Source organism: Novosphingobium sp. MD-1 (assembly GCF_001014975.1).
In the GTDB taxonomy this organism is placed as follows: Bacteria; Pseudomonadota; Alphaproteobacteria; order Sphingomonadales; family Sphingomonadaceae; genus Novosphingobium.
Genome location: NZ_BBXA01000030.1, coordinates 170354 through 196509, shown reverse-complemented (window position 1 = coordinate 196509; position 26156 = coordinate 170354). Strand labels below are relative to the sequence as shown.

At 67.3% G+C, this 26156-nt stretch carries 26 protein-coding genes; 10 read left to right on the top strand and 16 right to left on the bottom strand.

What is annotated here, in order from left to right:
- Position 1: 1 nt before the first annotated feature.
- Together NMD1_RS14035 and NMD1_RS14030 are read right to left on the bottom strand one after the other, a co-directional pair.
- Positions 2-343 carry a hypothetical protein gene (locus NMD1_RS14035; protein ID WP_124809781.1) on the bottom strand — a complete coding sequence of 114 codons (342 nt, stop codon included), beginning with the start codon at positions 341-343 and terminating at the stop codon, positions 2-4.
- Between the two features lie 12 nt (positions 344-355).
- The gene (locus NMD1_RS14030; protein ID WP_124809780.1) at positions 356-2242 is read right to left on the bottom strand and encodes a 2-oxoacid:acceptor oxidoreductase subunit alpha; all 1887 of its coding nucleotides are present in this window, start codon (positions 2240-2242) and stop codon (positions 356-358) included.
- Between the two features lie 240 nt (positions 2243-2482).
- Here NMD1_RS14030 and NMD1_RS14025 point away from each other — a divergent pair, with 240 nt between their 5' ends.
- Together NMD1_RS14025 and NMD1_RS14020 are read left to right on the top strand one after the other, a co-directional pair.
- Positions 2483-3451: an alpha/beta hydrolase gene (locus NMD1_RS14025; protein WP_125955219.1), complete on the top strand. Its 969-nt coding sequence runs from the start codon at positions 2483-2485 to the stop codon at positions 3449-3451.
- Complete coding sequence (locus tag NMD1_RS14020) at positions 3448-3933, top strand: RNA pyrophosphohydrolase (protein ID WP_124809778.1); 486 nt, start codon at positions 3448-3450, stop codon at positions 3931-3933. The genes NMD1_RS14025 and NMD1_RS14020 overlap by 4 nt, the downstream gene beginning before the upstream one ends.
- Positions 3934-3951: 18 nt before the next feature.
- Here the strand turns inward: NMD1_RS14020 and NMD1_RS14015 are convergent, their stop codons facing one another.
- The 4 genes from NMD1_RS14015 to NMD1_RS14000 form a co-directional block, all read right to left on the bottom strand.
- Entirely contained in the window at positions 3952-4458 is a 507-nt protein-coding gene (locus NMD1_RS14015; RefSeq protein WP_223806657.1) for a tetratricopeptide repeat protein, read from the bottom strand.
- A 62-nt stretch (positions 4459-4520) separates the two neighbouring features.
- Entirely contained in the window at positions 4521-5702 is a 1182-nt protein-coding gene (locus NMD1_RS14010; RefSeq protein WP_125955217.1) for an RsmB/NOP family class I SAM-dependent RNA methyltransferase, read from the bottom strand.
- Positions 5699-7156 (bottom strand): IMP dehydrogenase, encoded by a 1458-nt coding sequence (gene guaB, locus NMD1_RS14005; RefSeq protein WP_125955216.1) that lies wholly within the window; start codon positions 7154-7156, stop codon positions 5699-5701. Before guaB ends, NMD1_RS14010 begins: the two co-directional genes overlap by 4 nt.
- Before the next feature lie 65 nt (positions 7157-7221).
- A complete protein-coding gene (locus NMD1_RS14000; RefSeq protein WP_125955215.1) occupies positions 7222-8769 on the bottom strand; it encodes a M28 family metallopeptidase in 1548 nt (515 codons plus the stop codon).
- A 181-nt stretch (positions 8770-8950) separates the two neighbouring features.
- Between NMD1_RS14000 and NMD1_RS13995 the strand changes: the two genes are divergently transcribed.
- Both NMD1_RS13995 and NMD1_RS13990 read left to right on the top strand, forming a co-directional pair.
- Positions 8951-9844, top strand: a complete 894-nt coding sequence (locus NMD1_RS13995) for a neutral zinc metallopeptidase (RefSeq protein ID WP_125955214.1) — start codon at positions 8951-8953, stop codon at positions 9842-9844.
- A gap of 59 nt (positions 9845-9903) precedes the next feature.
- Positions 9904-10563: a hypothetical protein gene (locus tag NMD1_RS13990; RefSeq protein WP_190287264.1), complete on the top strand. Its 660-nt coding sequence runs from the start codon at positions 9904-9906 to the stop codon at positions 10561-10563.
- A 224-nt stretch (positions 10564-10787) separates the two neighbouring features.
- Here NMD1_RS13990 and sdhA read toward each other — a convergent pair whose 3' ends face one another.
- Genes sdhA through sdhC form a run of 3 tightly spaced genes read right to left on the bottom strand, consistent with a single transcriptional unit; the run spans position 10788 to position 13459 of the window.
- Positions 10788-12611: a succinate dehydrogenase flavoprotein subunit gene (gene sdhA, locus NMD1_RS13985; RefSeq protein WP_124809772.1), complete on the bottom strand. Its 1824-nt coding sequence runs from the start codon at positions 12609-12611 to the stop codon at positions 10788-10790.
- 3 nt (positions 12612-12614) lie between these two features.
- Positions 12615-12998 carry a succinate dehydrogenase, hydrophobic membrane anchor protein gene (sdhD, locus tag NMD1_RS13980; RefSeq protein WP_124809771.1) on the bottom strand — a complete coding sequence of 128 codons (384 nt, stop codon included), beginning with the start codon at positions 12996-12998 and terminating at the stop codon, positions 12615-12617.
- A gap of 35 nt (positions 12999-13033) precedes the next feature.
- Positions 13034-13459 (bottom strand): succinate dehydrogenase, cytochrome b556 subunit, encoded by a 426-nt coding sequence (sdhC, locus tag NMD1_RS13975; RefSeq protein ID WP_124809770.1) that lies wholly within the window; start codon positions 13457-13459, stop codon positions 13034-13036.
- Between the two features lie 163 nt (positions 13460-13622).
- Between sdhC and NMD1_RS13970 the strand changes: the two genes are divergently transcribed.
- The 3 genes from NMD1_RS13970 to NMD1_RS13960 are packed head-to-tail and all read left to right on the top strand — an operon-like array spanning position 13623 to position 16184.
- Positions 13623-14336 (top strand): SDR family NAD(P)-dependent oxidoreductase, encoded by a 714-nt coding sequence (locus NMD1_RS13970; RefSeq protein ID WP_125955213.1) that lies wholly within the window; start codon positions 13623-13625, stop codon positions 14334-14336.
- On the top strand, positions 14326-15231 hold the full coding sequence (bla, locus tag NMD1_RS13965) for a subclass B3 metallo-beta-lactamase (protein ID WP_125955212.1): 906 nt from the start codon (positions 14326-14328) through the stop codon (positions 15229-15231). Before NMD1_RS13970 ends, bla begins: the two co-directional genes overlap by 11 nt.
- The gene (locus NMD1_RS13960; RefSeq protein WP_125955211.1) at positions 15228-16184 is read left to right on the top strand and encodes a 50S ribosomal protein L11 methyltransferase; all 957 of its coding nucleotides are present in this window, start codon (positions 15228-15230) and stop codon (positions 16182-16184) included. The genes bla and NMD1_RS13960 overlap by 4 nt, the downstream gene beginning before the upstream one ends.
- A gap of 1 nt (position 16185) precedes the next feature.
- Here the strand turns inward: NMD1_RS13960 and NMD1_RS13955 are convergent, their stop codons facing one another.
- Genes NMD1_RS13955 through recN form a run of 6 tightly spaced genes read right to left on the bottom strand, consistent with a single transcriptional unit; the run spans position 16186 to position 22222 of the window.
- Positions 16186-16680, bottom strand: a complete 495-nt coding sequence (locus NMD1_RS13955) for a CinA family protein (RefSeq protein WP_125955210.1) — start codon at positions 16678-16680, stop codon at positions 16186-16188.
- Entirely contained in the window at positions 16677-17303 is a 627-nt protein-coding gene (locus NMD1_RS13950; RefSeq protein ID WP_124809766.1) for a LysE family translocator, read from the bottom strand. The genes NMD1_RS13955 and NMD1_RS13950 overlap by 4 nt, the downstream gene beginning before the upstream one ends.
- Positions 17304-17308: 5 nt before the next feature.
- Complete coding sequence (gene ligA, locus NMD1_RS13945) at positions 17309-19435, bottom strand: NAD-dependent DNA ligase LigA (RefSeq protein WP_125955209.1); 2127 nt, start codon at positions 19433-19435, stop codon at positions 17309-17311.
- Complete coding sequence (locus NMD1_RS13940; RefSeq protein WP_125955208.1) at positions 19432-20115, bottom strand: GNAT family N-acetyltransferase; 684 nt, start codon at positions 20113-20115, stop codon at positions 19432-19434. The genes ligA and NMD1_RS13940 overlap by 4 nt, the downstream gene beginning before the upstream one ends.
- Positions 20112-20516 (bottom strand): putative quinol monooxygenase, encoded by a 405-nt coding sequence (locus NMD1_RS13935; protein WP_125955207.1) that lies wholly within the window; start codon positions 20514-20516, stop codon positions 20112-20114. The genes NMD1_RS13940 and NMD1_RS13935 overlap by 4 nt, the downstream gene beginning before the upstream one ends.
- Entirely contained in the window at positions 20516-22222 is a 1707-nt protein-coding gene (recN, locus tag NMD1_RS13930) for a DNA repair protein RecN (RefSeq protein WP_125955206.1), read from the bottom strand. The genes NMD1_RS13935 and recN overlap by 1 nt, the downstream gene beginning before the upstream one ends.
- Before the next feature lie 141 nt (positions 22223-22363).
- On the opposite strand from recN, the gene NMD1_RS13925 reads away from it, so the two are divergent.
- The 3 genes from NMD1_RS13925 (at position 22364) to NMD1_RS13915 (ending at position 25249) form a co-directional block, all read left to right on the top strand.
- Positions 22364-23284, top strand: coding sequence for a UDP-2,3-diacylglucosamine diphosphatase (locus tag NMD1_RS13925; protein ID WP_223806655.1), 921 nt, complete (start codon positions 22364-22366; stop codon positions 23282-23284).
- Positions 23281-24342: a glycosyltransferase family 1 protein gene (locus tag NMD1_RS13920; RefSeq protein WP_125955205.1), complete on the top strand. Its 1062-nt coding sequence runs from the start codon at positions 23281-23283 to the stop codon at positions 24340-24342. The genes NMD1_RS13925 and NMD1_RS13920 overlap by 4 nt, the downstream gene beginning before the upstream one ends.
- Before the next feature lie 100 nt (positions 24343-24442).
- Entirely contained in the window at positions 24443-25249 is an 807-nt protein-coding gene (locus NMD1_RS13915) for an enoyl-CoA hydratase/isomerase family protein (protein WP_124809760.1), read from the top strand.
- Positions 25250-25288: 39 nt separating this feature from the next.
- On the opposite strand, the gene NMD1_RS13910 is transcribed toward NMD1_RS13915, so the two are convergent.
- Complete coding sequence (locus NMD1_RS13910; RefSeq protein WP_124809759.1) at positions 25289-26098, bottom strand: outer membrane protein assembly factor BamD; 810 nt, start codon at positions 26096-26098, stop codon at positions 25289-25291.
- Positions 26099-26156 lie beyond the last annotated feature (58 nt).

Below are 26156 nucleotides of genomic sequence, written 5' to 3'. Positions count from 1 at the left end.
TTCAATCCAAGTCGCAAATGCGTTTTGTGAAGCGCAGTCGGAGGCCATCTACCCCCAAAACAACATTCTCAACCGCAAAAACAGCAATATACCCAATCCGCCGCCATGGCATGCTTGAAGTATCGCTAGAGGTTAAAATCGCATAACCACTTGCTGCGAGCGCGTCTGAAACGTTCTTCCATTCATCATCGTCAGCTACCGCACCTTTGTCATGATAGTCCCTTGGGGGGCTCCACCAATACTGATGCAGGCAGGGTAACCGTTTGCCGTCTATATCCGGATAGCGGTTCGCATTCTCGATGACGGCGAACCAACTGCCTTGCTGACCAACGGCTCTAGGCACCCAATTATCCTCCTAAGCCAATACCTCGGCGATCGCAGCCTCGATTTCGGCGATGGTGAACGGCTGGCCGCTGGTCTTGTTGAGCGGTTTCGCGTCCAGCAGGAACTGGTCGCGCAGCACGGTCTTGAACTGGCCGGTGTTCATCTCGGGCACGAGGATGTTCTCGTACTGGCCAAGCAGGTCGCCCAGGTTGGTCGGCAGCGGCCAGACATGGCGGACATGGACGTGCGAGACATCCAGCCCCCGGGCGCGGGCGCGGCGCACGGCCTGGTGGATCGGCCCGAAGGTCGATCCCCAGCCAACGACCACCAGCTTGCCGCCTTCGGTGCCCAGCGTCACGTCCTGCTGCGGAATGCCGTGGGCGATGCCGTCCACCTTGGCCTTGCGCGCGTCGGTCATGGTCTGGTGGCTGGCCGGCGAATAATCGATGTTGCCGGTGCCGGGGTTCTTCTCGATGCCGCCGATGCGGTGCATCAGGCCCGGCGTACCCGGCTTGATCCACGGACGCGCGCCCTTTTCGTCGCGCGCGAAGGGCAGCAGTTCGCCATCCGGGCCGTTCTTCTCTTCGAGGAACTTGGCCGGGAACGGTGTGTAGCTGGCCGGATCGGGCACCTTCCACGGCTCGGCGGCGTTACCGATATAGCCATCGGTCAGCAGCATCACCGGCGTCATGTATTCCACCGCGATGCGGCAGGCCTCGATCGCGCAGTCGAAGGCATCGGCCGGCGAACGCGCCGCGATCACCGGCATCGGTGCATCGCCGTTGCGGCCATAGACGGCCTGGTAGAGATCCGACTGCTCGGTCTTGGTCGGCAAGCCGGTAGAAGGACCGCCGCGCTGCGAATTGACGATGACCAGCGGCAGCTCGGTCATGATGGCAAGGCCCATCGCCTCGCCCTTCAGCGCGATGCCGGGGCCGGACGACGAGGTGACGCCAAGCTGCCCCGCATAGGACGCGCCGATGGCCGAAGCGATCGCGGCGATCTCGTCTTCCGCCTGGAAGGTGGTGACGCCGAATTCCTTGAGCTTGGCCAGATTGTGCAGGATCGCCGAAGCCGGCGTGATCGGATAGCCGCCGAAGAACATGGGCAATTCCGCAAGCTGCGCGCCGGCCACGAGGCCCAGGCTCACCGCTTCCGCGCCCGTCACCGTACGATAGAGGCCCGGAGCGGTTTCCACCGGCGCGATGTGATACTGCTTGAGCGGCCCGGCGAGTTCCGCCGTCTCGCCATAGGCATGTCCGGCGTTGAGCGCGGCGATGTTGGCTTCGGCCAGCACCGGGGCCTTGGCGAACTTGGCGTTCAGCCAGTCCACCAGCGGCTTGCGGTCCCGATCGAACATCCACAGGGCCAGGCCCAGCGTCCACATGTTCTTGCAGCGCAGGGCTTCCTTGTTGCCCAGGCCGAACGGCTTGACCGCTTCGAGCGTCAGCGCCGAAATGTCGAACGCCAGAAGCTGCCACTTTTCGAGGCTGCCGTCCTCGAGCGGGTTCTGGTCGTACTTCGCCTTTTCAAGGTTGCGCTTGTTGAATTCGCCGGTGTCCGCGATGATGAGGCCGCCGGCCTTCAACTGGCCGACGTTGGTCTTGAGCGCGGCCGGGTTCATCGCCACCAGCACGTCGGGCGCGTCACCCGCGGTTTCGATCTCGGTCGATCCGAAATTGATCTGGAAGGCGGAAACGCCGAACAGCGTGCCCTGCGGCGCGCGGATTTCGGCCGGAAAGTCCGGGAACGTCGCCAGATCGTTGCCCGCCAGCGCGGTCGACAGCGTGAACTGACCGCCGGTAAGCTGCATCCCGTCGCCGGAATCGCCCGCGAAGCGCACGACGACCGCTTCGGGTGCGGCGGGCGTGGTCCCGCCAGTCAGTGCGTCCGGACCTTCTGCAAGTGCTGTAACCATTCTCTTCCTCGTCTGCGCAACCGCGCTCTGGCAGCACGATCCGCCTATGTCTCCATCAATCCGCACGCAAAGAAGAAAATCTCTTCGACGCGAAACGCTGGAACGTCCTTGATTCCCATCGGAGACGCTAGTCAAGTTGCAAAAGCAGACCTAGGCATGATGGCGAAAAACGATTCCCGATCTCAAATGGACCGGGAACGCCACCCGCCGCACCGGCAACCGGAAGAGGAACCCGCAGCCATGTCAGACAGTGAGACGATCGACCGCCCGCAGCACTTCGTCCGGCCCGACGTGAAGGGTTTCCTCGATTACCTCAACGGCACCGGTGCCCCGCCGATGAGCCAGCTGGGGCTGGAAGCCGCGCGCGCCAGCTATCTGGCCATGCAGGAACTGGCGGAGCAGGACCCGCGCGATCTGGCGGTGATCCGCGATCTGACCTGCCCCGGCCCGGCCGGCCCGATCCCGCTGCGCCTCTACGACGCGCGCGACACGCGCGAACCCGGTCCGGTCGTGATGTTCTATCACGGTGGCGGCTTCGTCATCGGCGATCTCGAAACCCACCACCGCCTCTGCACCGAAATCGCCGCCGAACTGGACCTGCCGGTCGTCGCGGTGGATTATCGCCTCGCGCCCGAAGCCCCCTTCCCCGCCGCGCCCGACGATTGCGAAGCCGCGACGCGGTGGGTCGCCGGCAGCCCGGCGGAACTCGGTCGCACGTTCACCGGCCTTATTCCCATGGGCGATTCGGCCGGTGGCAACCTCACCATCGTCACCACCCAGGCGCTGCAGGAAAAGCCCGCCGCTGTTCCAGTGGTCATCCAGGTGCCGATCTATCCGCTCAGCGACGACCGGCCCGACCACGACTCGTTCCTCTCCTTCGCCGACGGTTTCCTGCTGACGAAGGACACGATGGAATGGTTCGCCGATGGCTATCGCGCCGTACCGGGTGACAAGCGCGCCTATCCGCTCTACGGCGACCACTCGAACATGCCGCCCACGGTGCTGGTCACCGCAGGTCTCGACCCGATTCGCGATAGCGGCCGGGTCTATGGCGCTCAGTTGATCCTCGCCGGATCGGACGTGATCTTCCTGGAAATGAAGGGTACGATCCACGGGTTCACGCAGATCCGCAAGGCACTGCCGAGCGCGCAGGCTGACATGCGGTCCATCTTCGAGGCGGTCCGCCTGCTGCTGGAAAGGTTGAAATGAACGAAGAGTTTGCGGGGCTTCCCTACCGCCCCTGCGTCGGTCTGATGCTGGTCAACGCGCATGGTCAGGTTTTCGTGGGCCGGCGCATCGATGAACGGGCGGGGGAAGCCTGGCAGATGCCGCAGGGCGGCATCGACGACGGCGAGGAACTGCATCCCGCCGCGCTGCGCGAGCTGGGCGAGGAAACCGGCCTCACACCCGATCTGGTGACGGTCATCGCGGAAAGCCGCGAGGAATACTTCTACGACCTGCCCGATGAACTGCTCGGCAAGATCTGGAAGGGCCGCTATCGCGGGCAACGGCAGAAATGGCTGCTGCTGCGTTTCATCGGCCAGGATCAGGACGTACGGCTGGACGCGCACGAACACGCGGAATTCCGCGAATGGAAATGGATCGATCCGGAACTGCTGCCGGACGTGATCGTGCCGTTCAAGAAGCGCGTCTACCGTCAGGTTCTGGAAGAATTCCGCGACCTTATCTAACAGGCCGACGGGGCTGCGTCAGTTCGATTCCACCGTCGGCTGGGGCTTGATCGCCTCGGCCGAAACCACCTTCGGTGCCGGCCCCTTGGCAATCACGGCGGCCAGATCCTCGGTCTCGGCGCAGGTCTTGCCGCACAGCCCTTCCAGCCGCGACAGGTTGCGCCGCGCCTTGTCGACGGCGCCCTTTTCCACCATCGCGCCGCCTTCGCCCGAAATGGCGGCCAGGTTGTTGGGATCGCGCGACAGCGCCAGCCGGTAGTAATGGATCGCCTTGCCCTGCATCCCGCTGCGCCGCGCGGCATCGGCCAGCGCCACGAACGTGCCGGTGTTGCCCGGATCGACCGCCAGCGCGGCCTCGAAGCTGTTGGTCGCCCCTTCAACGTCGCCCGCCGTGAGCGCCTTGCGCCCGGCGTCCAGCAACGCCTGCGCCCGGGGGTCGATCGCCTCGGTCACCTTTGCCGTTCCCATGCTTCCGGTGACGCCGGCAAGCAACGAAAGGGCAAGGGCAACGGGTGTGTAGCGCATCACAAACTCCTTCAGCCGGGAGCCAGGGCGTGGTGATCCGGCGGTCATGGCCATATCATCTATCATAGGCGGCGAAGCGTCGAGAAGAAAAACCCGTCGGTCCCGTCATGTGCCGGCGTGAGGCGCCATCCCGCCCCCCGTGCCCGCCCGGCCGGCATCGTCGGGAGATCGGACCGCCAGTCCTGCCTTTCGGCCAGAAACGCAGCCACCCCGTCCGCGCCTTCGGCATCGAGCAGCGAACAGACGATATAGGTCAGCCGTCCGCCCGGACGCACCAGATCGGCCGCCACGCGCAACAAGCGCGCCTGCGTCGCCGCGTACCGTGCGATCGCGTTGGGCGACAACCGCCAGCGCGCCTCGGGATTGCGCCGCCAGGTGCCCGTGCCCGAACAGGGCGCATCGATCAGCACGGCATCCGCCCTGCCCGCCCAGTCCGCCAGCATCGCCGCTTCGCGGTCCGGATCGAGCAGCCGCGTTTCCGCGATGGCTCCCGCCCGCGCCGCGCGTTCGGGCAAGCGCGACAGGCGCGGCCGGTCGATATCGCAGGCCAGCAGATGCCCTCGGTTCTCCAGCGCCGCCGCCAGCGCCAGCGTCTTGCCGCCGGCGCCCGCGCACAGGTCGATCACGCTTTCGCCCGGCTGGACCGCCAGCGCCGCGCAGGCGAGCTGGCTGCCCGTGTCCTGCACTTCGAACAACCCTTGCGCGAATTCGGGCCAGCTTTCCGCCGCGGTGCCCGCCGGCAGGCGCAGCGCGTCCGGCGCGACGGTGCGCTCCGCCGCCACCGGCAGGCGCGCGGCCAGTTCCTCGCGCGTGGTCTTCAGCCGGTTGGCCCGCAGGTCCAGCGGCGCCCGGCCCAGCAACGCGCCCTGCTCGTTGGCGTCCAGGCCCGATGCCAGCAGCGCCTCCTCCAGCCAGCGCGGCGCAATGCCGCCCGCCGCCGCCGGTTCGCCCGGCGTGATCGGCGCGGGACCATAGGTGGAACCATCAAAAAGGGCGGCCAGCACGGAATCCTCCGCCGCCAGCCGCAGCATCGCGGCGCGGCCGCTCGCCGGCGCTTCACCGCAGGCGCGGATGGCGTTCCACGCCAGTTCGCGGATCGCGCGGCGGTCCTTCGATCCCACGAAGCGCCGCGCCCGGAACCACTCCGCCGCGATCCGGTCTGCCGACGCGCCCTGCCGGGCCGCCGCCGCGATCACCGCGTCAAGGATGTCGATCGCGGCCTGGACGCGCGCGGCGGGGGTCACCGCGTGGGGTAGTTCGGCGCCTCGCGCGTGATCGTCACGTCATGGACGTGGCTTTCGCGCAGGCCCGCGTTGGTGATGCGCACGAACTTGGCATTCTTACGCAGGCTCTCGATCGTGGCGCTGCCGGTGTAGCCCATCGCCGCCTTGATCCCGCCAACGAGCTGGTGGACCACGTCCTTGGCCGGTCCCTTGTAGGGCACCTGTCCCTCGATGCCTTCGGGCACCAGCTTCATCTGGTCCTTGATGTCCTGCTGGAAATAGCGATCGGCCGAACCGCGCGCCATCGCGCCGACCGACCCCATGCCGCGATAGGACTTGTAGGCCCGGCCCTGGTAAAGGAACGTCTCGCCCGGCGCTTCCTCGGTGCCGGCCAGCATCGAACCGATCATGATCGAGCTGGCGCCCGCCGCCAGCGCCTTGGCCGCATCGCCCGAGGTGCGCAGGCCGCCATCGGCGATTACCGGCACATTGCTGCGATCGGCTTCCTCGGCGCATTCCATCACGGCGGTCAGCTGCGGCACGCCCACGCCCGCGACGATGCGCGTGGTGCAGATCGATCCCGGCCCGATGCCCACCTTGATGCCGTCCGCCCCGGCATCGATCAGTGCGCGCGTCGCCTCGCCCGTGGCGACGTTGCCGGCGATCACTTGCACCGTGTTGGAAAGCTTCTTCACGGCTTCCACCGCGCGCGCGACATCGCGGTTATGGCCATGCGCGGTATCGATGATGATCACGTCGCATTCGGCCTCGACCAGCGCCTGCGTGCGCTCCAGCCCCTTTTCGCCCACGGTTGTGGCGGCGGCCACGCGCAGGCGGCCCGCCGCGTCCTTGGTGGCGCTGGGGAACGTCACGGCCTTCTCGATGTCCTTCACCGTGATCAGGCCGATGCAGTGGAAGGCATCGTCCACCACCAGCAGCTTTTCGATCCGGCGCTGGTGCAGCAGGCGGCGCGCATCGTCGCCGCTGGTGCCGAGCTTCACCGTGGCCAGGTTCTCGTGCGTCATCAGTTCGCGCACCGGCTGCGCCGGATTGTCGGCAAACCGCACGTCGCGATGGGTAAGGATGCCAAGCAGCTTGCCGCTTGGCTCCACCACCGGAATGCCGCTGATCTTGTTGGCGCGCATGATCGCCTGCGCCTCGCCCAGCGTGGCATCGGGCGCGATCGTGATCGGGTTGACCACCATGCCGCTTTCGAAGCGCTTGACCGCGCGGACCGCTGCCGCCTGTTCCTCCACGGTCAGGTTCCGGTGCAGCACACCAATGCCGCCCAGCTGCGCCATGACGATCGCCATGTCCGCCTCGGTCACGGTGTCCATCGCCGAGGACAGCACCGGAATGTTGAGCGAGATCGCGCTGGTCAGGCGGGTGCGGGTATCGGCCTGCGATGGCAGCAGATCGGACTCGCCGGGACGCAGAAGAACGTCGTCGAAGGTAAGGCCGAGGGGGATATCCATGGTGCTGCCACTTTCAGTCCGGGGAGAATCGTGGCGGCCCATGTAATCAAGCCGGGCGGTTTGCGCTAGGGGGTAGCGCCTTTGGTCGCACCGCCGCCCGATCCGGGCGCCGGAACGCGCTTCGCGTCGGCGAATTCGCGCACCAGTTCGGTGTGCAGCGTCACGTCATCGGCCATGCCGCCCACCTCGATCAGGTCCGCCTTGTCCGCCGGGGTGTGGTAGCGCTCCTTCATGAACCGGTCGAGCCGTTCGGGATCGCCATAGCTGCTGCTGACCATCACCGCCGGTACATCGTGCTGCATCAGCGCCCAGCTGTCCTGCCGCCGCACGAAGGCGTTCGCAGCATCGTCGTTCGCCAGCCTGCGCTTCATCCGCGCCACCACGCGGCCGATCCCCGCATCGAGCCCGGTCATGCCCCGACCGACGATCGCGACCGGCCGCCCGGCCGGCACCAGCCCCGTGCTGTCGACATTGAAGGCGGCCACCACCTTGTCGAGCGGCAGCGGCGGGTTCTCGGCAAACGCCATCGCACCCAGCAGACCCAGCTCCTCGCCCGTGGTAGCGACGAAATAGACATCGCGGTCCATCGGCTTGGCGCCGCGCGCCTGCCCGCGCACCAGGCTGCGCGCGACTTCGGTGATCACCGCAACGCCCGACGCATTGTCGACCGCGCCGGGGCAAAGCCTGGGCGGCGTGCCGCACTGGCCGAAGTGATCCCAGTGCGCCATCACCAGTACCGCGCCGGCGGCGGGATTGCGCCCCTCGATCTTGCCGATCAGGTTGTGCGTCCGCACGCGCGTTTCCGTGCTGGTCGCTTCCAGCGATCCTTCCACGCCCAGCAGGCGCGGAACAAAGCCAGCCGCGGCCGCCTCGTGCCGCAGGGCGACCACATCGCGCGCGGCGCCACCCGCCAGCATCTGCCCGGCAAAGGCCGGAGTCACGAAAGCCTCGATGTCCCCGCCCAATTGCCCGCCCGCCAGCGCATAGCCCGCGCGCCGACGGCGGGCCGTCACTTCGTCGATGCGCCGATCGCCGTCCAGCACCACGATCACCGCCGATGCGCCGGCATCGAGCAGACGCCCCGGCCGGTCCTCGGTCGCGGCGGAGGCTGTCCCCGGCGGCAGGCTGTCGAGCATCAGCGCGATCCGACCCGCCAGTTCCGCGCGCGGCGGCACCGGCCCGGTGCCGTGCCCCACGAACAGCACCGGCGCATTCTCCACCAGGCTGCGCAGGCCGGACGTGACGACGAAAGCCCCGTCCTGCGAAACCGCCAGCCGCTGTTTCCCGCGGCGGAACGCCACGCGCGAGGCAGCCGGCACGCGCTCCACCAGTTCCACGGGGGCGAACCACGCACTGCCGGGATTGTTCGTGCCCGATTCCAGCCCGATGTCGAACCATTGCCGGGCAAGATAGCGCAACGTCTTCGTCTCGCCGTCGGTGCCCGGCTCGCGGCCGCCGAATTCCTCGCTGGATAGCGTGACCACATGACTGCGCAGCGCGGCTTCCAGCGGCGTGTCCCGCCGCGACACGGGCGAAGCGGCGTTGAGCAGCGACAGCCCGGCCACGGCCACCGCCGTCGCCCGAACCAGCCGAAGCCTGCCAACACGACTCATCGACGCCCCCAAACGCTTCAACGCAGACCCGTGCTGGCAAATGCCCGAAGCCGGCGCAAGTTCCTCCTTTGGGTTCAAAAGATGAACCACAGCTGGGCAGGTTCGTTCGCGGTATTGGCCAGATCAGGCCTTTCTGTGCCATAGCGGCAGCCGGGACCGGAAAGGACAGGCAGACAAGACGATGCGGCTCGACGACTTCGACGATTCGATCAACGTGGAGGATCAGCGCGGCGGCGGAGGTCGCGGCTTTCCCGTCATCGGCGGCGCGGGCGGGCGGCTCGGCTGCGGCACTATCGTGATCGCGCTGATCGCGGTCTTCGTGTTCGGTGCCGATCCGGCCCAGATGCTCGGCTCGCTCCAGCAGCAGACCCAGGAGCAGCAGAGCCTTCCCGCCGGCCCGGCGCAGGCGGGCGGCGGTTCCAGCGTGCAGGAAATCTGCTCCGTGAACCCCTTCAGCCGCGAAAGCTGCAACGCGCTATCCTCGCTCAACAAGACGTGGAAGCCGCGCTTCGACAAGGCCGGGATCGCGTTTCGCGCACCGAAGCTGGTGTTCTATTCGCAGCAGGGCCAATCAGGCTGCGGCGCGGCGCAAAGCGCGATGGGGCCGTTCTACTGCCCGCCGGACCAGGGCATCTACATCGACACCGATTTCTACACCGAGATGGACAAGCAGATGGACGCGGGCGGCGATTTCGCGCGCGATTACGTGATGGCGCACGAATATGGCCATCACATCCAGAACCTGCTGGGCCTGTCGGATCAGGTCCACAGCCTGCAACAGCGCAATCCTTCCCGCGCCAACGAACTCTCGGTACGGCTGGAATTGCAGGCCGATTGCTATGCCGGCGTCTGGGCCGGGCTCAACAAGGACCGGATCGAGCCGGGCGACATCGAGGAAGGGCTGAAGGCCGCGCACCAGATCGGCGACGATACGCTGATGAAGGCGGCCGGGCGTCGTCCGGTGGAAGCCGCCTTCACCCATGGCAGCGCCGCACAGCGCATGACCTGGCTGCGCAAGGGCATCGAAACCGCCGACGAGGACCAGTGCGACACCTTCTCCGACCTTCGGCAATGAGGCCCTAAGGAACCCGAAGCGGCAATGGGCGTATTCTCTCCAAACCGGGGAGTTTACCGATGACGAAACAAAGCCTCGTTTCCCTCGCGGCCCTTTGCGCCACGCTCACCGTCGGCCTGATCCCGGCCGGCGGTTCGGCACAGACGGCGGTCGCCCCCAAGGACGTGACCGCCGGCGACGTGGTGACCAAGCCACTGTCGGACATGAACCTCAAGAAGGAGGATATTCCGCCCATCCTTCTGAACGCCCGCGACAAGCCCTATGATCTGACCGGCCTGCGCCGGTGCAGCGATCTGCAGGGCGAAGTGCGCCGGCTCGACGCCGTGCTGGGCGACGACATCGACGTGGTCGAGGAAAAGACTGCGGGCGAAAAACGCGGTAACACCGTGGGATCGCTAGCCAAGTCGGTGGTGGGATCGCTAATCCCGTTCGGCGGCATCATCCGCGAGATTTCGGGCGCCAACGAGAACCAGCGCCAATGGCAGGTCGCGCTCTATGCCGGTTCCGTCCGTCGCGCCTTCATCAAGGGCGTGGGGCAGCAGCGCGGCTGCCGCTATCCGGCCCATGCCGCCAGCGCCGCCGATGTCGCCCGGCTGACCGCCACGCGCGAGGCCGAGGACCGCAACAGCAAGGCGGAAAGCCGCGACACGAAGGAGAGCAAGGACGGCACCCGCTACGAATCGCGCGCGGTCGTCCAGCCCACGCCGCGGCGGCGATAGAAATGAAAGACGATCATGTCACTTGCAAACTCTTGCCTTAAGCGATCGTCATTGCGAGCGTAGCGAAGCAATCCAGAGCGGCTTGAGCGTGACTCTGGATTGCTTCGTCGACTGCGTCTCCTCGCAATGACGATGGTGCGTGTCCAAAAATCATAAACGCCAAATGAAAAGACCCCCGGATCGCTCCGGGGGTCTTTTGCTGTTCGCGTGTCCGCGAAGATCGATCAGTACACGCGGGCCTTGGGCTTGATGTACTCGACATCGTCGGTCAGCGTGTATTCGTGGACCGGGCGGTAATCCAGCTTCACGCCGCCGCCCTGGCCGCCCCAGCCGTCGAACCAGGCGACAGTGTGCTTCATCCAGTTCTTGTCGTCGCGGTTCGGGAAGTCCTCGTGCGCGTGGGCGCCGCGGCTTTCCTTGCGGTTGTAGGCGCCGTGCATGGTGACCGACGCCTGCGCGATCAGGTTGTCGAGTTCCAGCGTCTCGATCAGGTCCGAGTTCCAGATCAGCGAACGGTCGGACACGTTAACGTCCTGCATACGCTGGTAGGTTTCGCCCAGCTTCACCTTGCCTTCGGCCATCAGTTCGTCGGTGCGGAACACCGCTGCGTGGCCCGACATCGTGCGCTGCATCTCCACGCGGATTTCCGCGGTCGGCGAACCACCCTTGGCGTTGCGGAAGTGGTCGAGGCGGCCGAGCGCGAGGTCCGCGCTGTCCTTGGGCAGCGAGTTGTGCGCGGTACCGGGCTTGACCAGTTCCTTCAGGCGCAGGCCGGTGGCGCGGCCGAACACCACGAGGTCGATCAGCGAGTTCGAGCCGAGGCGGTTAGCGCCATGGACCGAAACGCAGGCCGCCTCACCCACCGCGAACAGGCCGGGGACGACCGTTTCGGGGTTGCCGTCGGCGCCGATCGTCACGACTTCGCCGTGGTAGTTCGTCGGGATGCCGCCCATGTTGTAGTGGACCGTGGGAACGACCGGCAGCGGCTGGCGCGTCAGGTCCACGCCGGCGAAGATCTTGCCGCTTTCGGTAATGCCCGGCAGGCGTTCCGCCAGCACCTTCTGATCGATGTGATCGAGGTGCAGGTAGATGTGGTCCTTGTGCGGGCCAACGCCACGGCCTTCGCGGATTTCCATGGCCATCGAGCGCGAAACGACGTCGCGGCTGGCGAGGTCCTTCGCCGAAGGGGCATAGCGCTCCATGAAGCGCTCGCCTTCGGAATTGGTGAGGTAGCCGCCCTCGCCGCGCGCGCCTTCGGTGATGAGCACGCCCGCGCCGTAAATGCCGGTGGGGTGGAACTGCACGAATTCCATGTCCTGCAGCGGCAGGCCGGCGCGCAGCACCATGCCACCGCCGTCGCCGGTGCAGGTATGGGCCGAGGTGGCGGTGAAGTAGCAACGGCCGTAGCCGCCCGTCGCCAGCACGACCGCGTGGCTGCGGAAGCGGTGGATCGAGCCGTCATCGAGGCACATCGCGATCACGCCACGGCATTCGCCGTTTTCCATGATCAGGTCGATCGCGAAGTATTCGATGAAGAAGTCCGCGTCGTACTTCAGCGATTGCTGGTACAGCGCGTGGAGCATGGCGTGGCCGGTGCGGTCCGCCGCCGCGCAGGTGCGCTGCACCGGCGGGCCTTCGCCCATGTTCTGCATGTGGCCGCCGAACGGACGCTGGTAGATCGTGCCGTCCTTGTTGCGGCTGAACGGCACGCCCGCGTGCTCCAGCTCGTACACCGCCGCTGGCGCCTCGCGCACCATGTATTCGATCGCGTCCTGGTCGCCCAGCCAGTCCGATCCCTTGACGGTATCGTACATATGCCAGGTCCAGTGATCCGGCGTGTTGTTCTGGAGCGAGGCGGCGATGCCGCCCTGCGCCGCCACGGTGTGCGAGCGCGTGGGGAAGACCTTGGTGATGCAGGCCGTGCGCAGGCCCGCCTGGGCGCTGCCCATCGTGGCGCGCAGGCCGGAACCGCCCGCGCCGACCACGACCGTGTCATAGGTATGGTCGATGATCTTGTAGGCGGGCTGGGTGGAAGCAGAAGAAGCCATGGATCAGGCGCCCCCGAGAGCGATGCGGAGAACCGAAAGGATGCCGAAAGCGGCACCGGCGAAAGGCACGAGGTTGACGAGCAGCCAGGCGGTGAACTTGCCGGCATCCTCGTGCAGGTAGTCCTCGAGCATCACCTGCACGCCAAGGCGCGCGTGATAGAACGTGTTGATCATGATAAGGATCAGCGCCGTGGACGAGAGCGGACGCGCCGCCCAGGCATGGACCGTCGCATAATCGTAGGCCGGCAGCAGCGCCAGGCTGGCCAGCAGGAACGGTATGAGAACGATGTTGCCGACCGCGGTCAGACGCGAGAGCAGCCAGTGATGCGCGCCCTGGTGGCTGGAGCCCAGCCCGCGGACGCGTCCGATTGAGGTTCCGTTACCCATGGTATCCCCGACGTTTGAATGGACCCTGCCGGCGCTTAGCGCAGCAGCAGGAAAGCCCAGAAAAGGATGGTGGAAGCGATCGAGAAGATCAGCGTGACAACCGACCAGCGCGCATTGGCGTGCAGTTCGTAACCGGCGCCGATATCGAGGATCAGGTGGCGCACGCCGCTGGCGAGGTGCTGGAAGAACGCCCAGGTCAGGCCCACGAACACGATCTTGCCCAGAATGGCGGTGACGAACTGGAGCGCGCCGCCGGTGCCGGTCCAGACCCAGCCCAGGAAGCTTGCATAGGCTTCGGGACCGCTGGCGATCGCGCCGACCCACCACAGGAGCAGGCCAAGACCGGCAAAAGCCAGGCCATTGCCGGTAACGCGGTGAAGGATCGAAACCAGCATGGCCGGCCCCCAACGCCAGATCTGGAGATGCGGCGAAATCGGCCGGTTGCTGCGCGCCTGCGCCATGTGAACCCCCTAAAATGGTTGGCGATCGCGTTTTGGGCCGCGATCGGGAAGCGATTCGGTATTAGTCGAAATGCCGACCTGTGCAAGCGGACCAAAGTACAATTCGCCCCGCTCGGCGCCGACGCGGTTGCACCGCAACGAAACCGACTGCAAGAGGAACTTCATGACCTTCCCCCACGTCCTCGTCACCGGATCGTCGCGCGGCATCGGCGCAGCCATCGCCAAGAGCCTGGATGCGCGCGGAGCCCACGCCATCCGGCATGGCAACACACCCCGCGCCGGAACGCTGGCCGCCGACTTGTCCGCCCCTTCCGCGCCGCAACAGCTGTGGCAGGCCGCCCTGGCCCAGGCGGGCGGCACGATCGATGTGCTGGTCAACAATGCCGGCCTGTTCGAGGCGAACCCGCTCGACCGGTCCGACATCGCCTGGCTCGACGGGTGGGAGGACACGCTGCGGATCAACCTGACCTCCGCCGCGCAGCTATCGCGCTTCGCCGTGCGGCACTGGCTGGAGCGCGGCGTGGCAGGGCGCATCGTTCATATCGCCAGCCGCGCCGGCTATCGGGGAGACTCGCCGGAGCACTGGCACTATGCCGCCGCAAAGGGCGGGATGCTGGCGCTGCACAAGACCATCGCGCGCGGCTATGCGGCGAAGGGCATCCTCAGTTACGCGATCACGCCGGGCTTCACCGATACGGCCATGGCGGGCGATTATCTCGCAACCCGGGGCGGCCCCGGCCTGCTGGCGGACATTCCGCTGGGCCGCGTCGCCACGCCCGACGAAATCGCCGCCATCGCGGTATTCTGCGCGCTCGACGCGCCTCCCAGCATGACCGGCGCGGTGATCGACGCCAACGGAGCCAGCTATGTCCGCTAAAGCGCTTGCCCTTGCCGCCCTTTTGCTGGCCGGCGCTCCCCCCGCCCATGCCGCCACCGCGCCGGCGCCCGCCGATCCCGTGGCGGCGCGGGCGATCCTGTCCGCCTGCGAGGGCAAGGACAGCTTTTCCGATCCCGCGCCCGCCGCGCGCATCTATGGCAACGTGTGGTACGTCGGCACCTGCACTGTCAGCGCGATCCTGCTCACATCGCCACAGGGCAATGTGCTGATCGATGCCGTGACCGAACAGGCCGCGCCTTCGATCCTTGCCAACATCCGCGCCGCCGGCGTCGATCCGCGCACGATCCGCTGGATCGTGACCAGCCACGAGCATTTCGACCATGTCGGCGGCCTGGCCACGCTGCAACGCGCCACCGGCGCGAAGATCGCGGCGCTGCGCGCGGGGCTGCCGGCGTTGACCAGCGGCAAGACCAGCCCCGCCGATCCGCAGGCCGGCCACATCGATCCCTTCGCGCCGGTCCGCGTCGATCGCGTGCTGCGCGATGGCGAAGTGTTGCGCGTGGGGCCGCTGGCGCTGACCGCGCTGGCAACGCCCGGCCATACCGAAGGTTCGACCAGCTGGCGGTGGACCAGTTGCGGCGGCAACGCCGGCTGCCAGCGCTTCACCTATGTCGACAGCCTGACCGCTCTGCCGCTGGGCAGCTACCGCTTCGCGGATCACCCTGACCGCGTGGCCATGTTCCGCCGCACTTTCGCCCGCGTGCGTGCGTGGGATTGCGGCATCCTGCTCACCCCGCACCCGTCGGCCAGCGATTTGATCGAACGGATGGCCGGGCAAGCGCCACTGCGCGATCCCGGCGCCTGCCGTGTGCTCGTCGATGGGGCGCAGGATCGGTTGAACAAGGCCCTGAAGGACACGACGCCACGACCATGAGCTGGAAAATCACCGTTTACGCGCCGCGTCCCGTCATCCAGGCCGCGCTCACCGCGCACGAGGACGTGTTCGACTGGGATGCCGACATTGTCATCGCCGGCAGCGAGATCGCCGAGGACAAGCCGGAGGACTGGCAGCTCGAAGCGTGGCTTCCGCGCAAGCCGGGGCGCGCGGACAAGGCGGCGATCACCGCGCTGTTCGCGGATGCCGAACCCGATCTGCTGATCGAGAAACTGCCGGACGAGGACTGGGTCACGCTGAGCCAGGCCGGGGTCGAGCCGATCGACGAAGGCCCGTTCCACGTCCATACGCCCGAATATCCGCCGCGCGCGGAGCCGGGCATCCGCAACTTCGTGATTCCCGCCAGCCAGGCCTTCGGCACCGGCCAGCACGCCACCACCGCCGGCTGCCTCGCCATGCTGGCGCACATGAAGGCGCAAGGGACGATCGTGCGCAATCTGGCCGACATCGGCACCGGCACTGGCCTGCTCGCTTTCGCCGCGATGCACCTTTGGCCGTCCGCACGCGCCATCGCCAGCGACATCGATGCGGTCTGCGCGCCGGTGGTGCTCGAGAACGCGCAAGGCAACGGCGTGGCGATTGGCGATGGTTCCGGCGCGCTGACCATGGTCGTCGCCGCCGGGATGGATCACCCGCTGCTCGCCGCCAGCGCGCCTTATGACCTGCTCATCGCCAATATCCTGGCGGGGCCATTGACCGAACTTGCCCCCGCCTTCGCCGGCGCGGTCGCCCCCGGCGGCTCGGTGCTGCTGGCCGGTCTGCTCGAAACGCAGGAACCAGCGGTGCGCGCCGCCTATCGCCGTGCCGGTCTGCGCCTTGCCGCGCGCCTGGTGCGGGGCGACTGGTCGATCCTGTGGCTGCGCCGCCGGCAGGGTGGCGCGGTGCGCAAAAGTCGCGTAGGCGCGCTGCCCGAATGGTCGAAGCGCTGGTAGCTCAGCGCGCCGCCAGCGTATCGTGCAGCAGCATCAGTCCCGCGCGGGCGAAAGCAGTCATGTTGGCCAGCCGCTCCTCGCTGCCGGTCGAAACCATCGCGGACGCCGAAACGCCCGGCCCGACCACCGCCACGGCGCTGGTGCCGGAAGGCACGCCCAGCGGGTGCGTGCCCGGCCCCGCCGCACCGGTTTCGGCCAGCCCCCAGTCCGCGCCATAGCGCTTGCGGATCAGGTCCGCCTGCGCCAGCGCGTAGCTTTCCGTGGCCGAGGTCAGCCCGCGCAGCGATCCCGGCTCGTGCCCCAGCACGATCCGCCGGCCCTTCAGCGTATAGACCACGCCGCTGCCCAGGAAGAACGCCGACGCGCCCGGCATGGCCAGTAGCCCGGCCGACATCAAGCCACCCGTCGCGCCATCGACCACGGCCAGTGTCTCGCCCCGCGCCTTCAGCAGGGCCCCTGCTTCGGCGCCGATCGCGGCAAGTTCCTCGATCGTCACGCGCGCGATCCCACCAGCGCCAACCCGAAGGCCACGAAGATGCTGCCCGTCAGGCGGTTGAACGCCTTCTTCAGTCCCGGCCGCGTCAGGAACCCGGCAATGCCCCGGCCGCCCAGCGCATAGACGAAGTACCACGAAATCTCGATCACCGAGAACGTCAGCACCATCACGCCGAACTGCGGCAACTTGGGCTGCGTGGCATCGATGAACTGCGGCAGGAAGGCCGCCGCAAACAGCAGCGCTTTGGGATTGCTGATCCCGATGACGAAAGCGGTGCGGAACACGCGCCAGGTCGAGAGGCCGCGATCGACCTCGCCCTCGCCGATATCGATGGCGGCATCATCGGCCGTCCACGACCGGTAGCCGAGGTACACGAGATAGGCCGCGCCGGCATAGCGCAGCACGGTGAACAGGCCGGGAATCGCCAGCAGCAACGCGCTCAACCCCAATGCCGACGCCGTCAGCAGGCCGAACACCGCGATGAAGCACCCCGCCATCGCCGCGAACGACCGCGCCAGCCCCAGTTCGACGCTGCGCGCCATGACGTGCAGCATGTTCGGCCCCGGCGTGGCCGACACGAAGAAAACGGTGACCGCATAGAGCCACCAGGTATGCCAGGCCATGATCCTTATCCCGCGTTCCGGACGATGTCGGCCCAGGCCGCCTCGTCGATGACTTCTATGCCGAGTTCGGCCGCCTTCTTCAGCTTGCTGCCCGCGCCCGGCCCGGCCACGATCAGGTCGGTCTTGGCAGACACAGACCCCGCCGCCCGCGCGCCCAGCGCCTCGGCCTGCGCCTTGGCCTCGTCGCGGCTCATCGTTTCCAGCTTGCCGGTGAAGACCACGGTTTTGCCGGCGACCGCGCTGTCCTTCGTTTCCACGACATAGTCCGGCGGCGAGACTTCGGACAGGAGATCGTCCCACACCGCCACGTTATGCGGCTCATGGAAAAAGTCCCCCAGCGCCTCGACCACCACCGGCCCCACGCCGTCGATCGACAGCAACTCGGCCCTCGCTTCGAGCACGTCCGGCGAAAGGGCATCGGGTGCTTCCGCGTCCGGCTGCGCCGGCGCGAAGGGCGAATGTGCCCGCTCCACCACCGCCCGCAGCTTCGGCAGCGTCACGAACCGCTTCAGCAGGTCGCGCGCGGTCACCGCGCCCACGTGGCGGATACCCAGGCCGAACAGCAGGCGCGCGGCGTCGGGCTGGCGCGTGGCCTCGATCGCCATCAACAGGTTATCGACAGACTTGTCCTTCCAGCCCTCGCGCCCCACGATCTCGTCACGCCGCTGGCGCAGGCGATAGATATCGGCCGGGCTTTCCAGCCAGCCGAGCGCGAAGAACTCCGCGATCGTCTTCTCGCCCAGCCCCTCGATATCCAGCGCGGCGCGGCTGACGAAGTGCCGGAGCCGTTCGGTGCGCTGCGCCGGGCAGATCAGCCCCCCGGTGCAGCGGACATCGACCTCGCCTTCCTCCGCAACCGCTTCCGAACCGCATTCGGGGCAGTGATCGGGAAAGTGATAGGGATCGCGCGGTTCGTCGCGCGTCAGGTTCTCGACCACTTGCGGAATCACGTCGCCCGCGCGCTGCAGCACCACGCGATCGCCCACGCGCACGCCCAGCCGGCCGATCTCGTCGCGGTTATGCAGGGTGACGTTGGTGACGGTGACGCCGCCGACCAGCACGGGCTTCAGCCGCCCCACCGGAGTCAGCTTGCCGGTGCGGCCTACCTGGATGTCGATCGCTTCCAGCGTGGTCTCGGCGCGTTCGGCCGGGAACTTGTGCGCCATGCCCCAGCGCGGGGCCTTGGCGACGAAGCCCAGCCGCTGCTGCCAGTCCAGCCGGTCGACCTTGTAGACCACGCCATCGATGTCATAGGACAGATCCGCGCGGGCCTGCTGGATAGCGCGATAATGCGCCAGCATCTCCGCCGTGCTGCCGCAACGGACCAGTAGCGGCGAAACCGGCACGCCCCAGCGCTCGATCCGCTTCATCATCGCGAACTGCGTCTGTTCCGGCACCGCGCTCGCCGCGCCCCAGCCGTGGGCCAGGAAACGCAGGGGCCGGCTGGCGGTGACGCTCGCATCCTTCTGGCGCAGCGAGCCGGCGGCAGCGTTGCGCGGATTGGCGAAGATCTTCTCGTCCTTTTCCGCCTGTGCGGCATTGAGCGCGAGGAAATCGGCCTTGGCCATATAGACCTCGCCCCGGATCTCGAACACGGCGGGGATGTCGAACAGGCCATCGCCCTTCAGGTCCTGCGGAATGTCGCGGATATGCGCGACGTTGGCGGTCACGTCCTCGCCCACCTGCCCGTCGCCGCGCGTGGCGGCGCGGACGAGATGCCCGTTCTCGTAGCGCAGCGAACACGATAGCCCGTCGATCTTGTCCTCGGCGGTCATCACGACTTCCGCGTCCTCCGGCAGCGCCAGGAAGCGCCGCACGCGCGCGACGAATTCCCCGACTTCCTCGTCGGAGAACGCGTTGTCGAGGCTCATCATGCGAACCTCGTGCGCCACCTTGGACAGGGGCGAGGCGCTGACCTCGTGCCCAACCGCGTTGGTGGGGCTGTCGGCGCGGACCAGGTGCGGGAACGCCGCTTCCAGTTCGGCATTGCGGCGCACCAGTGCATCGTATTCCGCATCGGGAATCTCGGGCGCGTCCTCCGCGTGATACAGCTTGTTGGCGCGATTGATGGCGCGCGCCAGCCGCATCAGTTCGTTGGCGACATCGGCCTCGCTCATGCCTTCCACGCTCATGCGGCCTTCCCCAGCACCGTCACCACCAGTTCACGCCGCGCCCGATAACCAAGCGTTTCATAGAGCGCGATCGCTCCCGCATTGACCGCATAAGTGTGCAGGAACGGCGTTTCGCCCCGCGCCGCAAAGCCCGCCATGACGCGCAGGATCAGCCGGCGCGCCAGTCCCTGTCCGCGAAATTCGGGATACGTGCAGACCCCGCTCAGTTCGGCGAAGCCATCGGCGGGCTTCAAGCGTTCGCCGGCCATGGCGATCAGCCGCCCTTCCCGCCGGATTCCGTAAAAGGTGCCATAGCGGTGCGTCAGCGTGCCCCATGGCCCCGGCGCGGTGGCGGTAGCGATGGCCGCCATGTCAGCAGCATCGTTCTCCCCCAGCACCGTGATCCCGTCATCGTGCCCGGCCTCAGGCAGGGGACTATCGGCCACCATCTGGAGCAGGGGCGCGGTGCGCACGACCACCATTCCCGCTGGGGGTTCGACCAGTTCAGGTTCCACCAGCCAGATTTCCTCTCCGGCCTCCCCCAGCACCCCGGCAAGCGCATCGTTCCGCCCCGGAGCGCAAGCCGCGAACGGACCATATCGCGGATCGATCCGGACCACGGCGTCATCCCCGGACGCAAGCGCGGACAGACGGCCGCGCAGCGAGTTCCACACCGGCCGGTCAAGCGGATGCGCCGTCATTCCGGCGCCGCTCCGCCAACGGGCGACACTTCGGCACGCGCGCCAAAACCAGCAATGATCGGCCGCGCCTTGCGGATGGCTTCCTGCACTTGCGGCAGTTGCAGGCTCGCCTTGTGCGAAGCTTCGTCCTTCCACACTTCGGTTATCCAGATCGCGTCCGCGTCCGCGCGGTCCTTCCACACCCGATAGCCGAGATTGCCCGGCATGGCCGCGCTTCCCTCGACCAGATAGCCGATCAGTTCGTCACGGCGGCCGGGCGCGGCCTTCATCTGCCCGATCAGGCCATAGACCTGCGATTCATCGATTTCTTCCATGGTATGCGCTTCCATTCCCCACGCCCGGCCAGCCAGCAACATGGCGGCGGCGGCACCGCCGATCATCGTGCGCCGGCTGACGAACATCACGCCTGCTCCAGCAACCGGTCGGCCTGCGCCCGCGCTTCGGCGGTGATCTCCGCGCCGGACAGCATCCGCGCGATTTCCTCCTGCCGGCCGGCGGCGTCCAGCAGCACCACGGACGTTCGCGTCACGACGCCCTGGCTGGACTTGGCGATCAGGTAATGCGCGTTGCCGCGCGCGGCGACCTGCGGGCTGTGCGTGACCGCCAGAAGCTGTCCGCCGCCCCGGCCGTTATTGTGCGCCAGCCGTGCCAGACGTTCGCCGATCGCGCTGGCAACCGCGCCGCCCACGCCCCGGTCGATCTCGTCGAAGATCACCGTCGCCGCGCCGCCTTCCTCCGCCAGCGCCACCTTGAGCGCCAGGATAAAGCGCGAAAGCTCGCCGCCGCTGGCGATCTTGCCCAGCGGCGCGAAATCCGCGCCGGGGTTGGTCGCGATCAGGAATTCCACCGCGTCAATACCACCCGGCCCCCAGCGGTCCTCGGGCAGGCGGAGAACGGCGGTATGGAACCGGGCGGCGTCCAGCTTCAGCGGCACCAGTTCGGCGGCCACCGCCTTGTCCAGCCGGCGCGCGGCATCGGCGCGGGTGACGGACAACGCTTCGGCCTTGGCGCGATAGTCCAGCCCCGCCTCCTGCGCCGCGCGCTGCAACGCGCCGATCTGCGCTTCGCCGCCTTCGATGGCATCGAGCGCCAGACGCATCTCGTGCATCCGGTGGGGCAGTTCATCGGGCGTGCAGCCATGCTTGCGCGCCGCGCCGCGCAGGTCGAACAGCCGCGTCTCGATCCGGTCGAGCGCCTGCGGATCATGCGCCAGCGCTTCCGCCGCCGCCGAGAGCTTGTCCTCCGCCTCGCTCGCCTCGATCACCGCGCGGTCCAGCGCCTCGAGCGCTTCAGCCAGCAGCGGATGCTCCGCCGCGATGCGATCGAGCCGCCGCGCCGCCGCGCGCAACGAAGCCAGCGCGGAATCGGACCCGGCCCACAAATGCTGTAATTCGGCGAGATCGCCGGACAGCCGCTCGCCCTTCTGCATCGCCGCACGCTGCAGCGCGAGGTCTTCCTCCTCGCCGATCACCGGCGCCAGCGTGGTCAGTTCCGCAAGATGGGCGAGCAACAGATCCTGCTCCGCCATCGCCGCTTCCACCCGCGCCCTGGCGGTCGCTAGCGCGGTTTCGGCAGCGCGCCACTTGTCCCAGGCGGCTGCCACGGCGCCGGTATCGGCGCGGGCATAGCGATCGAGCAACATGCGGTGCCCGCGCGCGTTCACCAACCCCCGGTCGTCATGCTGCCCATGCAGTTCGACCAGCGCCGGCGCGATTTCGCGCAGCAGCGCCACGCCCACCGGCTGGTCGTTGATAAAGGCCTTGCTGCCCCCGCCAGTTCCGGTCCCGGCATCGCCGCTCGCCGCGCGCAGCCGCCGGCGCACGATCAGCGGTTCGCCCGGTTCGATCTCCACGTCCGCTTCGGCCAGCGCATGGCGGATCGGATCGGGCAGGCGATCGAACTCGAACGTGGCGGTCACGCTTGCCTGATCCTCGCCCGCGCGCACAAGGCCGGCATCGGCCCGATCGCCCAGCACAAGCCCCAGCGCATCGAGCAGGATCGACTTGCCCGCGCCGGTCTCGCCGGTGAGCACACCGAGTCCGCCTGGAAACGCAAGGTCCAGTGCCTCGATCAGCACGATGTTGCGGATGGATAGTCCGGTCAGCATGGGCGAGTGTTCTTAGCCGTTCGGAAACGCGCCGTCACCATCCGTTCACGGCTTGTTTCAGCCCTGTGACACCGCGCCACACACCCGCAACCTGATTGGGGCAAGGGATTCGCTGAAAACAACCGCAAAGGAGGCACGGCCATGCCCAAGCAACGCCAAGCCAAGCCAGCGTTCCGGTCCACGTTCCAGACGGTCACCGAACTAGCCACTTCCGTTCCGGCGTGGCTCGACCTGCCCGAACCACGCGGCTTCCGGCCCAAGCGCAAGGTCCGGACGGTATGGATTTCCGACATCCACCTGGGCACGCGCGGCTGCAACGCGGCGATGCTGCTGGATTTCCTGGCCTCCATCGAATGCGAAACGCTCTACCTGGTCGGCGACATTGTCGATGGCTGGCGGCTGAAAAAGGGTTGGTACTGGCCGGATGCCCACAACGAGGTGATCCGCCGCGTGCTCAAGATGGCGCACCGGGGCACGCGCGTGGTGCTGATCGCGGGCAACCATGACGAGATGCTGCGCCCTTACGCCGGTATGAGCTTCGGCGGCGTGGAACTGGCGCTGGAGGCGATCCACACCACCGCCGACGGGCGTCGCCTGCTCGTTACCCATGGCGACGGCTTTGACGGCGTGGTGCTCTATGCCCGCTGGCTCGCGTTCCTGGGCGACAAGGCCTACGAGTTCCTGCTGCGCGCGAACCGCTGGTTCAACCTGCTGCGCCGCCAGTTCAAGCTGCCTTACTGGTCGCTTTCGGCCTACCTCAAGAAGCGCGTGAAGAACGCGGTCCAGTTCGTTTGCGACTTCGAGGAAGCCGTGGCCCACGCGGCGCGCGAACAGGGCGTGGACGGCGTGGTCTGCGGCCACATCCACTGCGCCGAGATCCGCCAGATCGGCGATGTGACCTACTACAACGATGGCGACTGGGTCGAAAGCTGCACCGCGCTGGTCGAGGATCATCAGGGCGCGATCGCTATCGTCGACTGGGCAGCGGAAACGCGCGAGGCGGAGATGAAGCACGGCAAGCACTCCGCCCCGTCCACCGCGCGCGAGGAGGAACCGGCATGAGAATCGCGATCTGCACCGATGCCTGGCACCCGCAGGTCAACGGCGTCGTCCGCACCCTGTCCACCACGGTGGATCGCCTGAATGCGCGCGGGCACGAGGTCGAGCTTATAACGCCCAGCCAGTTCCGCACGCTGCCCCTGCCCGGCTACAGCGAGATCCGGCTGGCGATGGCCCCGCGCTTCGGCACGCGGCGCACGTTGAAGGACTTCGCGCCCGATGTTGTCCACATCGCCACCGAAGGCCCGATCGGCTGGAGCGCGCGGGGCTGGTGCAAGAGCACCGGCACGCCCTTCACCACCGCGTTCCACACCCGCTTCCCGGACTATGCGGCGGTGCGTACCGGGCTGGACGCCTCGCACTTCTGGCCGGTGATGCGCCGGTTCCACAACCATTCGCGCGCCGTGCTGGTGTCCACGCCCACGCTGGCGGGCGAACTGGCGGCGCAGGGCATCGGCCGTGCGCGCCTGTGGTCGCGCGGAATCGACCGTTCGCTGTTCCATCCGCAGCACGATCCGCTGCCCGAAATGGCCGCGCTTCCCGGCCCGGTGATGCTCTACGTCGGGCGCGTGGCAATCGAGAAGAACCTGGAAGCCTTCCTCACCAGCACGGTTCCCGGCAGCAAGGTCGTGGTCGGCGACGGACCCGATCTCGTCCGCCTGCGCGAAGCCTTCCCCGAAACGACCTTCCTGGGCGCGCTGGCGGGCGAGCAGCTGGCGCGGGCCTATTGCTCGGCGCACGTCTTCGTGTTCCCCAGCCGTACCGATACCTTCGGCCTCGTCATGATCGAAGCGCTGGCATGCGGCCTGCCGGTGGCGGCCTTCCCCGTGCCGGGTCCGCTCGACATCGTGGGAGTGGACGGCCACGGCCCCGGCGGCGACCTTCCCATGCGAGTGGGCGCTCTGCGCGACAATCTGGACCACGCCATCGCCGACGCCCTGCGCTGTGACCGGCTGGGTGCCGCTGTCCATGGCGCAAGCTACAGCTGGGACCGGGCCACCGACCAGTTCCAGACGGCACTGACCGAGGCGCACCAGCAACAGGTTCCCGCCTTCGCCTGACGCATCCCCAGGAAGGGGGGGCGCTCTAAAGACGCGCTCCCCCCTCTTCCATGATGCCCGCCCCTTCCTCTACGCTTCACCGCAGAGAGGATTCGAATTCATGGCGGAACACTACAACACCATCACTGTCGAAAGCCGTGGGCCGGTCGACTGGCTCACGCTGAACCGGCCCGAGGCCATGAACGCCATCTCGCTGGAGATGGTGCGCGAACTCAACGCCTATTTCGGAGGGCTGTACAACAATGGCTCCGTGCGGATCGTGGTGATGCGCGGAGCTGGCCGGGCGTTCTGCGCCGGGCTGGACATCAAGGAGCGCAGCGAGGACGAACGCGCCGCCATTCCCTTTGGCGGCGGCTTCGGCTTCCAGGGCTATCTGGCGGATGTCTACGTCAAGATGCGGCGCTGTCCGCAGCCGATCATCGCGCTGGTCCAGGGCGCGGCCTGTGGCGGCGGTTTCGCCTTCGCGCTGGCGTCCGACATCCGCATTGCCGGCGAAAGCGCCCGCATGAACGCCGCCTTCATCCGGCTGGGCCTCTCCTCGTGCGACATGGGCGTCAGCTATTTCCTGCCGCGCCTCGTCGGCGTTTCCGTGGCGTCCGAACTCATGCTGACCGGCCGCTTCATCCACGCGCCACGCGCGCTGGCGACCGGGCTGGTTTCGGAAGTGGTGCCGGACGAACGGCTGGCCGATGCGGCACAGAGCTATGTCGATGAAATGCTGATGGCTTCGCCGAAGGGCCTGCGCATGACCAAGGAAGGGCTCAACCTCGCGGTCGATGCCCCCAGCCTCGAAGCGGCGATGGCGATCGAGAATCGCAACCAGATCATGACATCGAGCAGCCCGAACTTCGCAGAAGGGATGCGCGCCTTCCTCGAAAAGCGCAAACCGGTCTACGTTCCGGATTGAGCAAGGCTCCGGGGCGGGCTCACCCGCTCCGGATCGCGATCAGGCCGCGTTAGCGCCGGGGGCCTTGCTGTTCATCAGGCGATAGGCCTTCTGATACCATTCGCTGCCGGGATAGTTGTTGCCCAGCACCGCCGCCGCCTTCTGCGCTTCTTCCGGCACGCCGAGGGCCAGATAGCTTTCGACCAGGCGATAGAGCGCTTCGGGCGTGTGGCTGGTCTGCTGATACTTGTCGACCACCACGCGGAACCGCAGGGTGCCCGCCAGCCACTTGCCGCTGCGCTGGTAGAAGCGGCCGATCTCCATTTCCTTGCCGGCAAGGTGATCGTTCACCAGGTCCATCTTCAGCCGCGCATCGGTGGCATAATCGGTATTCGGGAAACGGCGCATCACTTCGTTGAGCGCGGTCTGCGCCTGCAAGGTGATCTTCTGATCGCGCGTCACGTCGCTGATCTGTTCGTAATAGCACAGCGCGATCAGGTAATAGGCGTAGGGCGCGTCCTTGTTGCCGGGGTGAATCGACAGGAAGCGCTGAGCCGATTGCGTCGCCTTGGCGTAATCGCGCGCGGCGTAGTAGCTGAACGCGCTCATCAGCTGCGCGCGGCGCGCCCAGGGCGAATAGGGATGCTGGCGCTCCACTTCGTCGAACAGCGCCGCCGCCTGCTTGGCGTTGCCCTGATCCAGCCGTTCCTTCGCCGCCATGTAGAGCGTATCGACGTCCCGCGCGACATAGGCCACGTCCTTCTTGGAACGCGCGCCGCCGGCGCAACCGGCGGTCAGCCCAAGGGCGGCGGTGGCGGCGGCGAGAACGGCAATCCGCAGCGGGGTGCGGCCATGGGCGATAAACGTCATGGCAGCCCTATAGCCAGCGCCCCCATGAACGCCAAGTGAAGTTGTGCATGCATCGATT